Source organism: Fictibacillus sp. FJAT-27399 (genome assembly GCF_001510655.1).
Lineage (GTDB): Bacteria > Bacillota > Bacilli > Bacillales > Fictibacillaceae > Fictibacillus_C > Fictibacillus_C marinisediminis.
In genome coordinates this window covers 225,427-239,022 of the sequence record NZ_LMVC01000004.1, presented here as the reverse complement: position 1 = coordinate 239,022, position 13,596 = coordinate 225,427, and the positions used below count along the sequence as shown (strand labels likewise).

General features: G+C 45.0%; 14 protein-coding genes. 2 read left to right on the top strand and 12 right to left on the bottom strand.

Going from position 1 to position 13,596, the window contains the following annotated elements; translation table 11 throughout:
- Positions 1–294 precede the first annotated feature (294 nt).
- Positions 295–450, top strand: a complete 156-nt coding sequence (locus tag AR335_RS24370; protein ID WP_156419074.1) for a hypothetical protein — start codon at positions 295–297, stop codon at positions 448–450.
- Between the two features lie 164 nt (positions 451–614).
- Here the strand turns inward: AR335_RS24370 and AR335_RS24365 are convergent, their stop codons facing one another.
- Positions 615–797 (bottom strand): hypothetical protein, encoded by a 183-nt coding sequence (locus AR335_RS24365; RefSeq protein ID WP_156419073.1) that lies wholly within the window; start codon positions 795–797, stop codon positions 615–617.
- Positions 798–992: 195 nt separating this feature from the next.
- Here AR335_RS24365 and asnB point away from each other — a divergent pair, with 195 nt between their 5' ends.
- A complete protein-coding gene (gene asnB / locus AR335_RS17765) occupies positions 993–2,813 on the top strand; it encodes an asparagine synthase (glutamine-hydrolyzing) (RefSeq protein ID WP_062238367.1) in 1,821 nt (606 codons plus the stop codon).
- 69 nt (positions 2,814–2,882) lie between these two features.
- On the opposite strand, the gene AR335_RS17760 is transcribed toward asnB, so the two are convergent.
- The 11 genes from AR335_RS17760 to murA form a co-directional block, all read right to left on the bottom strand.
- Complete coding sequence (locus AR335_RS17760) at positions 2,883–3,092, bottom strand: hypothetical protein (protein ID WP_053356505.1); 210 nt, start codon at positions 3,090–3,092, stop codon at positions 2,883–2,885.
- Positions 3,093–3,309: 217 nt separating this feature from the next.
- The gene (gene fabZ, locus AR335_RS17755) at positions 3,310–3,738 is read right to left on the bottom strand and encodes a 3-hydroxyacyl-ACP dehydratase FabZ (RefSeq protein ID WP_062238365.1); all 429 of its coding nucleotides are present in this window, start codon (positions 3,736–3,738) and stop codon (positions 3,310–3,312) included.
- Positions 3,739–3,922: 184 nt separating this feature from the next.
- A complete protein-coding gene (locus AR335_RS17750) occupies positions 3,923–4,231 on the bottom strand; it encodes a DNA-directed RNA polymerase subunit beta (protein WP_234293341.1) in 309 nt (102 codons plus the stop codon).
- A gap of 13 nt (positions 4,232–4,244) precedes the next feature.
- The gene (locus tag AR335_RS17745; RefSeq protein ID WP_062238363.1) at positions 4,245–5,066 is read right to left on the bottom strand and encodes a flagellar hook-basal body protein; all 822 of its coding nucleotides are present in this window, start codon (positions 5,064–5,066) and stop codon (positions 4,245–4,247) included.
- Positions 5,067–5,079: 13 nt separating this feature from the next.
- On the bottom strand, positions 5,080–5,910 hold the full coding sequence (locus AR335_RS17740; protein WP_062238361.1) for a flagellar hook-basal body protein: 831 nt from the start codon (positions 5,908–5,910) through the stop codon (positions 5,080–5,082).
- Between the two features lie 125 nt (positions 5,911–6,035).
- Positions 6,036–7,037 (bottom strand): rod shape-determining protein, encoded by a 1,002-nt coding sequence (locus tag AR335_RS17735; RefSeq protein ID WP_062238359.1) that lies wholly within the window; start codon positions 7,035–7,037, stop codon positions 6,036–6,038.
- Between the two features lie 186 nt (positions 7,038–7,223).
- Positions 7,224–7,490: a sporulation transcriptional regulator SpoIIID gene (gene spoIIID / locus AR335_RS17730; RefSeq protein ID WP_026677325.1), complete on the bottom strand. Its 267-nt coding sequence runs from the start codon at positions 7,488–7,490 to the stop codon at positions 7,224–7,226.
- A 641-nt stretch (positions 7,491–8,131) separates the two neighbouring features.
- The gene (locus AR335_RS17720; protein WP_062238355.1) at positions 8,132–8,983 is read right to left on the bottom strand and encodes a M23 family metallopeptidase; all 852 of its coding nucleotides are present in this window, start codon (positions 8,981–8,983) and stop codon (positions 8,132–8,134) included.
- A 193-nt stretch (positions 8,984–9,176) separates the two neighbouring features.
- Positions 9,177–10,199 carry a stage II sporulation protein D gene (spoIID, locus tag AR335_RS17715; RefSeq protein ID WP_062238353.1) on the bottom strand — a complete coding sequence of 341 codons (1,023 nt, stop codon included), beginning with the start codon at positions 10,197–10,199 and terminating at the stop codon, positions 9,177–9,179.
- Positions 10,200–10,343: 144 nt separating this feature from the next.
- Positions 10,344–12,005, bottom strand: coding sequence for a M4 family metallopeptidase (locus AR335_RS17710; protein ID WP_062238351.1), 1,662 nt, complete (start codon positions 12,003–12,005; stop codon positions 10,344–10,346).
- Positions 12,006–12,250: 245 nt separating this feature from the next.
- On the bottom strand, positions 12,251–13,570 hold the full coding sequence (murA, locus tag AR335_RS17705) for a UDP-N-acetylglucosamine 1-carboxyvinyltransferase (protein WP_062238349.1): 1,320 nt from the start codon (positions 13,568–13,570) through the stop codon (positions 12,251–12,253).
- Positions 13,571–13,596: the final 26 nt, after the last annotated feature.

The following is a 13,596-nucleotide window of genomic DNA, read 5'->3' as shown; positions in this document are numbered from 1 at the left end:
TTTCCTTATATTAGTATAAATTATTACAATATAATTACATGTTACTTTTGTACTATTTATTTAAGAAGTGATTTGGCAAAATTGCTCATATATCAAAAAAAAGGCAAAAAAAAGGCCGCCTCTTTAGGAAGCGGGGGACAAAAAGATATATAAAAAAGGGGGTACTTCTATCATTCCCGAAATCTCTTTTTTTATCCCTCATTTTTATAAAAGTTTTATAGTTTTTTTTATGTCTCTAAAAACAAAAAATCGGGTATTACTAGAAAGAATGCATAAATGAAAGGAGAATGCACATTGCGTTACTTTATTAACATGAAGAGAGAGTTTAAGGATGAATTCGGCAAGGTGTATACCTTCGATCCCGCCCAGTGCAGGGAGAATGAAGATGAGATCGAGCTCATGAATCAGCTTGATACGATGGATATTGGAAAGCCTTATATTTTTCCGTAAAACGCTGTAGCTGAAATTACGAAACAAGAGTATGACCGGCTGACATCAGCAATCCATGAAGGAGTAGAAGGAGCTGACGCCCGGGAAGAGATTCTCTCAAAATACTCCAGAGACTGACCGCTTACGTGAAGCGGTTTTTTTATTGTTCTTTTTTAAAGGCCGTTCTAAAAGGCTTTGGGAAAAGAGCCTTCATTACATGTTGATTGGAGTGCCAGGTGCGAGACTCCTGCGGGAGATGCGGGACAGGTGGAGACCCACAGGCGCCATGCGCCGAGGAGGTAGGCGCTTGCGCCGGTAAGGCTCACCGCCCGTCCCGAGGAAAGCGAGCATCCTGAAACGGAAATCAACCACTCCTAAGAGCAACAATGGTTACAAACAGCCTTTTTTTAAGAATCCTCATAACGGACTATTGTGCAGCATAGCCAGAGTATGGCAAACCCGAATGTTTAGGTTTATAAATGGTCCTTAGTTTACGTTTACGTTAACGTTATACTATGTTACGATAGTTCACGCATCATTAATTAGCGTAAGGAGATGTTAGTATGTGTGGTATTGCAGGCTGGGTTAACTGGTCAGAAGACCTCTCTCAACAACAATCAATTCTGCGGGACATGACAGGAGCGATCGAGCATCGGGGACCGGATGCAGACGGCATTTGGTTTTCGCCTCGAGCAGCCTTCGGTCACCGGCGCCTGATTGTTATCGATCCTGAAGGCGGGCTTCAGCCCATGCTTCATGAACAGGGAGAGCAGACACTTGCTCTGACCTATAATGGTGAGATTTATAATTTTATTGAATTAAAAAAGGAACTGGAGGAACGGGGCCATACTTTCCGTACCCATTCAGATACAGAAGTTCTTCTTCATTCTTACATGGAATGGGAAGAAGAATGTGTCGATCATTTAAATGGTATCTTTGCTTTTGCCATCTGGGATGAAAAGAGGCAGAAACTGTTCATGGGACGTGACCATCTTGGGGTCAAGCCTCTTTTTTATGCACAGCGCGGCAGCTCCATTATTTTCGGCTCTGAGCTGAAGGTGCTGCTCGCCCACCCGGCTATTGAGCCTGAGGTGGACAAAGAGGGCCTTGCAGAAGTATTTTCTCTCGGCCCGATGCGCACTCCGGGTGTTGGTGTTTTTAAGGATGTAAAAGAAGTACGCGCCGGACACAGCATTACGTTTACGAGCAGCCAGACGCGCGTCAGACAATATTGGAAGGTGCAAAGCAAAGAGCATACCGATGACGTTCAAACGACTGCAGAAAAGATTCGATCTCTGCTCGAAGATACGGTAAAACGCCAGCTCATTTCCGACTTGCCGCTCGTATCCATGCTATCCGGCGGACTCGATTCCAGCGGATTGACGGCACTTGCAGGAAAGGATTTTAAAGAAGCAGGAAAGATTCTTCATACGTATTCCATTGATTTTGCCAACAGTGCAGAACATTTCCAGACGGACTTGCTCCACTTGGGGCTTGATGAACCTTGGGTAAAACGCGTGTCTGAACACGTTGGAACTCAGCATCACTCTACTGTCCTTGGGGCTAATGATCTGTTGGACAACTTCCTGAAGCCGCTGTATGCAAGAGATCTTCCAGGGCTTGGAGAGATGGAGACCTCCCTCTATCTTCTGTTCAGAGAGATGAAAAAGGACGCCACCGTCGCTCTTTCAGGAGAATCTGCGGATGAGGTATTCAGCGGATATCCTTGGTTCCATCAGGATGAGTTCCTGAATGGCAGCACGTTCCCATGGCGCCAGAGCCGCGGTAACTTTGGCAATATCCTGTCAGGGGAAGCCAGCGCCTCTATACGGCCTGATGAGTACGCGGATCGCCGCTATCAGGAAGCATTGGCAGAAGTTCCTGAATTGGCCGGCGAGAGCGAGCTTGGAGCCAAACAGCGTCAAATGTCGTATCAGTTCATCACGCGCTTCCTGCCGTTCATGCTCGACCGTAAAGACCGCATGAGTATGGCCGTCGGCTTCGAAGTCCGTGTTCCATTCTGTGACTATCGCTTGGTCGAATATCTCTGGAATGTTCCGTGGGAAATGAAAAGCGTCGACAACATCGAAAAAGGAATTCTTCGCCGCGCATTAAAAGGCTACCTTCCTGACGATGTCAGAAACCGCCGCAAAAGTGCCTACCCGACCGCACAGGATCCGGTCTATTTTGGAGCCATCAAAAAATGGCTCATGGACATTGTGGAAGACAGCAATGCACCGCTTCGTCCATTGATCGATACGAATAAAATCAGAACGGTCGCTGAAGGTAGAACAGGAATGAGTGAGGGACAAGCCACAAAGCTGATGGAATATCTCATTCACGTCAACACTTGGCTGAAAGATTACCACATCAAACTTGTATAAAATGGTGCCTCGCACCTTTCATGAAAGAAGCACACCTGCGCTCGCGCGCGGATGTGCTTCTTTTATCATTTATTGATCAGACGATTCAGTATCAGTGCTCGTTTCTTGATCCTGCTTGCTTTCATCTGTACTGGTTTGATCTGCTTGTTTTTCATCATCTACTTTTTGTTCTGTGCCTGTGCCGCTTTCCTTTTTCTCGGTGTCGCTGTTGTTGCAAGCTGTCATTAACATAATCGCCATAAGAGAAGCCCCAATTTTCATTAAGAAACTTTTATTCATCCCATCGTTCTCCCTTCGATTAGTTCAGATTAGAACCGCTCCGCTTCACCATGTACCAGCGGCTCTATCCACACTATAGCAGGAAAACATCCCATTTAGTCGCGATTTACCAATACCTTACATAGCCTTTACAGTGCCTTAAAAAAAGAAAATGGTGCCAGGCACCGGCTTTTGACATATGTCAAAAAGCGGTGCCTGGCACCATCAATTACAGAAACTATCTTCCAACAGCAAATGTGATTTCAGCGTCCATTGCGAGCTCGCTGTCCACTGTTGCCGTTACTTTCCCTTTTCCGATTCCTCGGCGAATTTGAAGCAGCTCCACTTCCATCAACAATGTGTCTCCCGGTCTTACCTGGCGCTTCCATCTTACTTTGTCTGCACCGGCAAACATGGCGATCTTTCCTTTGTATTCATCCAAAGACAAGAGCGCCACCGCTCCGGTTTGGGCACAAGCTTCTAAGGTTAATACGCCTGGGAAAATATTATAATCAGGAAAATGCCCATTAAATACTTCCTCGTTGGCCGTAATATTTTTCTTTCCGACCGCACGTTTTCCCGGCTCGAGCTCTTCAATTGTATCAAGAAGCAAAAATGGATAACGGTGGGGGATGATTTCTTTGATCTGTTCAATGTTTAGTTTCATACCGAGATACTCCTTTTCTTTCTGGTTTACGGTTCTATTGTTTCTATGTATCTCTGCACATTATACATGATAGAAAAAGGTTAATCCAATAGGCCGAGAGGAAGAGAACGGTTACCGCTCCCCCAGTCAAAATAAAAAGAGAGCCGCAGCTCCCTTGTCTCTTCACATCATTCTATTCGCTATACTACTTATCTTTGTTCACCAAATCAGAGATATGCGTCCATGTCTCTTTCTTGAACACATCCCCTGCTTTGCCATCGCCTACAACTGAATAGCCAATCACAGATCCAACTACAAGGCAGATCACCATTAAAACAAAAATTACAATCAGACGGAGCCAGATCGGAAAACGGCGTCTTTTTGACTTCCCGGTCTTTTGCTCTTTCTTTTTGTTTTCCCGCGATTTTGGATTCTTTTCTTTAACCGCTTCCTCTTGCTTCATCACTGCCATTTTATTTTTACGGTATTCTTCCCTGCTGAGCTCGTTCGCCATTTTTCATCACCTGTTAACGAATTCCGTTGACAAGCCCCATCATTTGGTCAGCCATCGTAATGGTGCGTGCGTTGAACTGGTAGGATCGCTGCATATTGATGATATCCGTCATTTCATTTCCTGTATTTACGTTGGACATCTCAATGGCACCCTGCTGCATATTAACGCTAGCCGGATTTGCCGCCCGAACCACTTGATTTTCATTTACACCAGCCGGAATTCTAAAATTGTGCCCCACCGCTTTAAGCAGCTGGGGATGGACGACATCAACGAGCGCCATTCTGCCGCTGTTGACGACCCTTCCATTACTTAACGTTACCGAAATATTCCCGTTTTGTCCAATAGAAATTTCTTTGTATCCGGCAGGAATACGAATCGGCCCTTTATCACCCATCACCGCACTGCCGTCAGAGGTAACGAGTTCAAGGTCACCCTTCCCTCCTCCTGGCTTTAAATAAAACGCACCATCACGTGTGTATTCCGTTACAGTTTTTCCATAGGTGTCCTTTTTCTGGACCTGGAAAAAGAGCTCAGGGCTCAATAGGGCGATGTCCAGCGGGCGTTCTGTCGTCTTGATCGCCCCCATCTCCAGGCTGACTGCCGTAGAGCTGACTCTCGCACCGCTTCCTGCACGAATTCCCACAGGGGTAAGGCGGCCGACTTCATTCTTGCTATCAAATTTATTATTGATCTGCTGAAAAAGAAGGTCAGAAAATTGAACATTTCTTCGCTTAAAGCCATTAGTATTGCTGTTTGCCATATTGTTGGCCGTTGTATCGAGTTTCTGCTGCAGCTGTCCCATGGTCACTGAAGCGTTAATCATAGATGTATTCAATGTCTGTCCCTCCTTATCCGATCTTTCCTACTTCATTCGCTGCTTTTTCCATGCTTCGGTCATAAGCCTGAAGCACTTTTTGATTGGCTTCAAATGAACGGTAAGCTTCCATCATATCTGTCATGGATTGTTCAGCATCTACATTGGAACGTTCAACAAAACCTTGTTTTACTTGATAGGCGACCTGCGGATTTGCTGTGGCAGAGCCCGGTTTCTGAGTGCCTTGAAGCTTCAATAGGCCGTTGCCCTCTTTCACCAGATCCATCGGGTTCGTAATCAGTGCCACTCCCAATCTGCCTGCATTACGGCCGTGATCAAGAATGACGCCCTCTCCGTTTACTGTGAAATTTTCATCAGAGACAGTGATATTTTTTCCGTTTGTATCCAAAACATAGTTCCCGTCCGCTGTAACCAGATTGTTTTTGGCATCTACGGCGAAATTGCCGTTCCGTGTATAGCGTGTTTCACCTGCGGCGGTTTCCACCATATAGAATAAAGACCCTGGCTTGCCCGTTTTTTTATCGATTGGAACGGAACCCTGCACGAGAGCAAGATCGGTGTTCACACCGCTTTCCTGCATATCTCCCTGAACAAAGTTCGGAATGGCTTCCTGCATGTAGACACCTGTCGCCAGCTGGCCGCTCTGTTTTTGGCCTGGAATGGTTAAAGGCGTTTTCCCGTTTGAGTCCATTCTTTCTAACAGCATGGAAGGAAACGTCCTAAGCGATGATTGATCTGCCTTATAGCCCGGTGTGTTGATATTGGCAATGTTGTTGCTCAGCATTTCCTGGCGCCGCTGCTGAGCAATCATTCCGGCAGCTGCAGTATAAAATCCTCTTAGCACAGTGGTTCCCCCTCTTTTTCGCACACTTCTTCTTGTCTTTATTATCGGCAAATACTTTTGGATGTTTATGCTCGAACAAAAAAAAGACCCGCTTTTTTATGAAAAGCAGGTCTTGGAATTACGCTTTATCTTATTTTCCGTTTTGGAAGCTTATCAATGTGTTCAAGCATTAGGCCGGTACCGTTTGCTACAGCCTTCATCGGTTCCTCCGCTATAAAAATAGGAACCTTAAGCTCCTCGGCGAACAGCTGGTCAATACCATGGAGCAATGCCCCTCCGCCCGTTAAGATAATTCCGCGGTCAATGATATCCGCAGACAGCTCAGGAGGCGTTTTTTCCAGAACGCTTCTTGCTGCATGGACCATCATCATGACCGGCTCAAGCAAAGCTTGTGTGATTTCTTCTGAATGGATGGTAACCGATCGCGGAAGGCCTGTTACCATGTCACGCCCGCGAATATCCATCTCCTCATTTCGGGCACCAGGGAAGACGGTGGCCACGTTCAATTTAATGTTTTCTGATGTTCGTTCTCCGATCAACAGCTTATATTCTTTCTTGATGTAGTTTAGGATTTCACTGTCAAGCTTGTCCCCACCCATCTTAATGGAAGAAGCCGTAACAATATCGCCCATGGATAATACCGCAACGTCTGTTGTTCCGCCGCCGATATCTACTACCATGTTGCCGCTCGGCTGGAAGATATCCATACCTGCTCCAACAGCTGCCACTTTCGGTTCTTCTTCCAGATAAATCGCTTTTCCTCCGCATTTTTCAGCGGCTTCCCGAATCGCTTTTTGTTCAACAGAGGTAATGTTTGCAGGGGTGCAGATCAGAATTCTCGGTTTGGTAAACATACCCTTTACATTTATTTTATTAATAAAATGTCTTAACATCTGCTCTGTTACTTCAAAATCAGCGATTACTCCATCTTTTAACGGACGGATCGCCACGATATTGCCTGGAGTACGTCCCACCATCCTGCGGGCTTCTTCACCTACAGCAAGCGCTTTCCCCGTGTTTGTGTCAATCGCCACAACAGATGGCTCATCCAATACAATTCCTTTTCCTTTAACGTAAATCAGTACATTGGCCGTACCGAGGTCAATACCAACATCCCTTGAAAACATTCATATATCCTCCCTGTATGTTCCGCAACGCTTTACAAAAATCGTCAATTTTCGAATTTCTATCCAATAAAACATTCTATCATAAGTTTTGTTGAACCGGGAAAAAATATGTTAACTTTTTTGTATATTTTCCTGAACGCACAACAGCGGCATGCATTTTATGCACGCCGTGTGAAGTGGTGTATCTTATTGTACGACTTCCTCTGCACCCTTTTTGTACTTTACCCGTGTCGCTTCACCACCCCGTAGATGTCTGATAGACTTATGGTACTCTAAAATTTCTTTCACGTTGTTCGCCAAATCCGGGTTGATTTCAGGTAATCGTTCCGTTAGATCTTTATGAACGGTGCTTTTCGAGACACCAAATTCTTTTGCGATCATACGCACTGTTTTTCTTGTCTCCACGATATACCTTCCTATCTTGATGGTTCGTTCTTTGATGTAATCGTGCACACCACTCGCCTCCCCAAATTGGATGTGAGAGATGCGATAGAGACTTCTATGTTCAAGCTACGCGACCTGTCCTTGTGTGTCGTCTCCATGAAGTCAGAGTGTCCCGTCCCCTTTTCACCGCAGCCATACTACGTCTTCTCACCGCTCACCCTCAAAAGAATTGTAGGTTTTGTAACATCTTATTAAGACGAACGTACTTATATGCCAAAATCTCAAGAAGGACAAGGGAAAAAAGAAAAGCTGAAGGACCTGGTTAGGCCCGACAAGCGCTGGAACTCTCACACAGCAACACGCTCTTTGTGTTGAGGTGGGAGAGTGAAGGGACTCGAGGGCCTGGGTCCTGAAGCTGGATCGAGAAAAGCTGAAGGACCTGGTTAGGCCCGACAAGCGCTAAAACTCTCCTAAAGGAGCACGTGTTTTGTGATCATGCTGTGCATTACTTGCAGTTTGGCAAGGTTTACTTGCGAAAATGCTCTGTTTACTTGCGATTATGCCTCGTTTACTTGCGAAAATGTCCTGTTTACTTGCGAAATTGAGGACTTTACTTGCAAAGCACATCATTTTCATAAGTAGCCCACAGGAAACACTACTTTCCCCCAAAAAAAGCAGCCCGCACATCGCGGGCTGCTTTCTCAATTTGTTCAGTTATCGTTTGCAGATGACTGTTTAGAGTTTTCGCTAGTTGAAGAAGATTCTTTTTCTTTGTTTTTTTTAGGAGCAGTACTGCTGTCCTGAACACTGTCAGATTTGCTTTTTTCAACTGAAGCTTTCTCTTCCTTATTGCTCGCTTGTTCTTCCTTATCCACTAGCTTCTCAATTTGGGAAGCCGATTGGTTCCATGCAGATACAGGATCTACAGCGATTCCATCTTTGCGGATTTCAAAGTGAGCATGAATTTTTGCGTCCTTGTCATACAGGTTTTGGCCGGCTGTACCGACAACTTCACCTTGGTTTACTCTGTCGCCTTCTTTCACTTTTACAGAGGCTAAAGAAGAGTAGTGTGTAACAAGGCCGTTCGTATGCTCAACTTCAACAACGTAGCCAAGCTCTGGATCTTTTACTGATTTTGTAACATTACCACTCATGGCAGCAGTGACATCAAATGTTTTTCCGCTCTCAGCAGCAAGGTCAATTCCTTTATTTTGGTAGTAGATATTATTATAAAATACGAGAGCAGCTTCTTGTTCTTTAGCAGATGCATCAGGATCAAAGAATTCTTTTTTAATCGCTACGCTGTTTGGATCCTTTGCCGGCATCTTGAATACTTCTTTAGAAACACTTACCGGAACGGCTTTATTATGGTTGTCAAAAGCACTGTTCGGTGTATCCTTAGAGTTAGAAGCATCGTTTTGATACCACAAGACGGAAGCTAGTACTACTGCGGCAAAAGCGAGATAGACTGCCGGATATACCCAGCGTTTTTTCATAAACCTGCCCACTTTCCTGCTTTTTAGCGGAACTGTTTTTTGGGATTGTTTTTCTTCATCTTTCATTTTTATCATCACCTCAGCAATCATTCTGAACAGGATTCAGAAAATATATACTTTGGTATGAAAAAAATTAGGATATTATTTTTCGACAAAGACTTGAATACTATGCATGATTCCCAAAACTTTATTTTTCTCCGCAGGATTAGGAAGGGTGTTAAACACAAAAGACCCGGCTTTTTCGCCGGGTCTGGAAGGGTTACCGCTTTGCGGTGGAACGGCCAGGATCAGGCTTGTATTCTGAAATGGCCACTCCTTTGTAATAGTATTTTACAATTTGCTTGTAGTTCTTGCCGGCCTTCGCCATGCCGTTTGCTCCATACTGGCTCATCCCCACTCCATGGCCGAAGCCTTTCGTCACTGCAATCACTTCTTGTTTCTTTTTCGTCAGCGTAAAATCGGCTGAGCGAAGACCCAGTTTCTCACGGATCTCTTTGCCCTTAAAGCTTTTTCCGTCAATGGTCATACGAGCGATCCGGTTTCCTGCGGTTTTCTTTGTTACCGTGCCCACTTCTCCGTCCTTTTGAATTACGACCCCCAGCCTTCTCTCAACATCCAGCAAAGAGATCTCCTGTTTCTGGACGAATTTAGGAGTGTTTTGATCCCACGGGCTTTTTACGCTTTTTAGATAAGGATATTTCGTTCCCCAATAGTCCTCGCTGTTTTCGGTATAACCATTGCTTGTTGAAAAGAAACTCGCAAAGATCGGTTTCCCGTCGTACGTTAAAATCTTTCCTTTCGTCTCTGCTACCGCTTTGGTGATCTTCTTCATCTTTTCTGGATATTCGTCTCCCCACAGCTTCTTCAATTCATCATCACTTTTGTAGACCTGATGAAGAATGGAATCCGTCACAGCCGCCCCGCCTGGAAGGTTTCCCCCTTGAGCGCTGTCCAAAAGCCTGGCGATGTACGTTCTGGCTGTTAACGCTTGAGCCTTTAACGCCTCAAGTTTAAAGTCAGCGGGCATTTCAGAAGCGACCACTCCTTTGACGTACTCCTCGAGCGCGACCTTTTCCACCTTTTTCTCAGCTGTCCGGTAGACGGGTACAGCAAGTGTCGATGCTAGACTCGGTATGGCAGCTCGTTTGATTTCCTTCGGCTTTGTCTCTAGCAAAAAGGATGATTTGGAAGAGTAGGGAAGCACGAGCAAAGCCGGAAGAAGGACGGTGACCACAACAAAGACAGAGACGAAGAAGGTAATCGGCTTCATTTTCATGAACATTCGGCCTGGCCTCCACTGAATTGATTAGTCTTTACAATTTATGGAGGGAGACAAACTATTAGAACTTGTTTTTCCTTTCAATCTCAGTTCTACTTTTCAATCTCATAGAAAAAACCCTGCTATCACTAGCAGGGTTTTGCTTTTTTAATAGATGCCAACTGCATCAAACGACTTGTTGACCGAGTTGACTTCCGCAGAGCCTGATCCATACAGATCAGCTGCCGCTTGAACGAGCGCAGCTCTCGCTTGGCTGAACGTGGCGTTCGACGTGAGATAAACCGTGTTGGCGCGGTAATAAATCGCTCCAAGCTTGCTGTTGCCGATGCCAGTAACCGTTACGCCGTAATGGGTTCCTCCAACTGCAAGCAGATAAGCCTGCTTATTGATGATGCCGCTGTTCGTATGGACACCCCCATTGTCACTCGTTCCAGTATAACGTTTGGAATAGTGGTCTGGATCGCCATATTTCGCAGGATCGCTCATCGAACGAAGAGCATCATTCGGTGTATTCGGTGTGTAGATGTCTTCTCCGATTTCATAATCCGGATTACGGTTGTCATAATACTCGACAAGCGTTCCAAAGATATCAGAAATAGCTTCGTTTAATGCACCTGATTCATTTTGGTACACCAGATTGGAGCTGCGTTCCGTAACCGCGTGGGTTAATTCATGCCCTATTACATCCAGCCCGCCGGATAACGGAATAAAAGTAGTTCCGTCACCATCTCCGTAAACCATTTGCGTCCCGTTCCAGAAGGCGTTGTTATAGCTGCGGCTGTAATGGACAGTCGATTTTAGTGCTCCGCCTTTATTATCAAAGGAGTTGCGTCCAAATACGTTTTTGTAGTAATCATACGTCACTCCGGCATAGTAATGAGCGTCTACCGCTGCACCGTCGTATGCGGCATTATATGTGTTATCAGCATCAGCCCATAATGAACCTGGAAGGAATTGGCGGTTCTTTCCGTCATATGTAAAGATCCCGCTTCCTCTCGTATTATCCTGTAAGTAGTAGGTTGAACCGGATAACAAGGTTCTCAACGTTTTTGAGTCACCAAGCACACCTTTTCCTGTCCCGGTTGCATTGGTTCCGGTTAAGGTTCCTCCTGGTTTGGAAGCAGCCTGCCCACCATTTGCTTCGTCAAGGTTATTATACTTGTTCACAATCTTTCCTGTAGCTGCTTCAACAAAATAGTTATAATTCCCCGGCTTTGGAGACAGGAAATTTAAATTTACAAGATAGGCATAAACAGCTTTTTCACCTGATGTGTAGACAACAAGATCGGCTGTCGGTGCCTTTTCATAATCGGGGGTATATCCAAGATCTTTAACTGCCTTGGCGATTGCCTTCTTAGCAGAGATTTTCTTAGTATTTTTCAAGCTGCTCTTTTGATCAAGGTTCGGTACAGTTGAACCTGAAACCACTGTCAAAACTCCGTCTTTGTCAACATGAGCTACCTGAGTAGAACCCCAGACAGGAACCCCCTTATATACTTGCTGCAAGCGCAAAACAGTGGAACCTAGCTTGTCCTTTTGCTGAGATTGAACAGCAAAAGAATCTTCCGCTTTTTGTGACCCAAAATTATATGCACTCTTATGCTGGTTTAAGTAACCAAGAACAACAGCTTCGGCATTATGTCCAGAGGCTTTCGTCAACTTTCCAGAAACAAATTCAGGCGTACCTTTTTGTTCGCTTATCTTGTAATTGGACAGCACATTTTTTGGTGCTGCTAAAGAACTTGCCGGTGTAAGAGCCGATGCCGCCAAACCAAATGATAATCCCAATGCCAGAGCCTTTTTCTTCATCGATCATATCCCCTTTGTCATGTATAGAATGGCCTTGCTTGATTTAATAGTACACGAATTATATTTAATTTCAAACTATTCTCAAAATTTTGAATATATACTCCCAGTCTTTCTTCACTTTCTATATCAACTAGGTCATTTCCATTACTTTTTAATAGCGGAATTCTTATGCTCTTCTTACTATCCTTTCAACCCGCAATAAAAAAAGCTCCCTGCAATCTGCAGGAAGCTTTCTAAACTATAAATTAAGCAAGATTAGATTTTAATGATACCGATGATTTCTCTTCTGCTGGAGCGGCTGTTGATTCTTCGTTAACACGCTCGATGTCAGCTCCAAGATCATGAAGTTTTTCAGTAAATTTCACATAGCCGCGGTCGATATGTTTAAGCTCAGTTACACGCGTATAACCGTCAGCTACAAGGCCGGCAAGGACCAGTGCTGCTCCCGCTCGCAAATCAGTTGCTGCAACCTCGGCTCCCTGTAATGATACAGGTCCGTTGATTACGGCAGAGCGGCCTTCGATTTTAATATCTCCGTTCATGCGGCGGAATTCCTCAACATGCATAAAACGGTTTTCAAACACAGTTTCTGTAATGACACTTGTACCGTTTGCCCGAAGAAGCAATGCCATCATCTGAGACTGCAAATCTGTTGGGAAGCCCGGATGCGGCATAGTTTTAATATCAACTGGTTTTAATTCTTTCGGACCAATGACACGAAGACCAGTTTCCTCATCTTTAACGGTAACACCCATTTCTTCCATTTTTGCGATTAATGGGCGAAGGTGCTCGGCAATCGCGCCTTCAACAAAAACGTCTCCGCCAGTAATAGCTGCAGCAACCATGTACGTACCTGCTTCAATGCGGTCAGGAACCACAGCGTGCTCCGAACCTGAAAGCTCTTCAACACCTTCGATACGGATTGTACCTGTACCTGCGCCTACTACTTTTCCTCCCATGGAGTTGATGTAGTTTGCAAGGCAAACAATCTCAGGCTCTTTAGCTGCATTTTCAATAATGGTTGTTCCTTCAGCAAGGGCAGCAGCCGTAATAATGTTTTCTGTTGCTCCTACACTTGGGAAGTCCAAATAAATTTTTGCACCTTTTAGGCGGCCATCTATGCTGGCTTCAATAAATCCATTCCCGATTTTAACAGTGGCACCCATGGCTTCAAAGCCTTTTAAGTGCTGATCGATCGGACGTGATCCAATTGCACAACCGCCAGGAAGTGCGATTCTCGCTAATCCTACGCGTGCAAGCAAAGGTCCCATTACCAAGAAGGATGCACGCATTTTACGAACATATTCAAATGGCGCTTCTGTTTTTAAAGCTCCTGAAGCATCCACTTGGATCTCGCCATTCTCAAATTTAACTTCAATATTTAAATAACGCAGTACCTCGTTAATCGTATATACATCAGCAAGGGTCGGCACATCTTTAATCGTGCTTGTGCCTTTACTGGCTAAAATGGATGCTGCGATGACAGGCAGTACAGCATTCTTTGCTCCTTCAACTTTAACAGAGCCTTCTAACCGCCTACCACCACGGACAATGATTTTTTCCAACGAAATTCCCCTCCGCGTCCAATTTC

Coding starts and splice junctions, on each gene's coding strand:
- asnB (WP_062238367.1), top strand. CDS start 993: ATGTGTGGTATTGCAGGCTGGGTTAACTGGTCAGAAGACCTCTCTCAA.
- AR335_RS17760 (WP_053356505.1), bottom strand. CDS start 3,092: ATGAATAAAAGTTTCTTAATGAAAATTGGGGCTTCTCTTATGGCGATT.
- fabZ (WP_062238365.1), bottom strand. CDS start 3,738: ATGAAACTAAACATTGAACAGATCAAAGAAATCATCCCCCACCGTTAT.
- AR335_RS17750 (WP_234293341.1), bottom strand. CDS start 4,231: ATGGCGAACGAGCTCAGCAGGGAAGAATACCGTAAAAATAAAATGGCA.
- AR335_RS17735 (WP_062238359.1), bottom strand. CDS start 7,037: ATGTTTTCAAGGGATGTTGGTATTGACCTCGGTACGGCCAATGTACTG.
- AR335_RS17720 (WP_062238355.1), bottom strand. CDS start 8,983: ATGAAAGATGAAGAAAAACAATCCCAAAAAACAGTTCCGCTAAAAAGC.
- spoIID (WP_062238353.1), bottom strand. CDS start 10,199: ATGTTCATGAAAATGAAGCCGATTACCTTCTTCGTCTCTGTCTTTGTT.
- AR335_RS17710 (WP_062238351.1), bottom strand. CDS start 12,005: ATGAAGAAAAAGGCTCTGGCATTGGGATTATCATTTGGTTTGGCGGCA.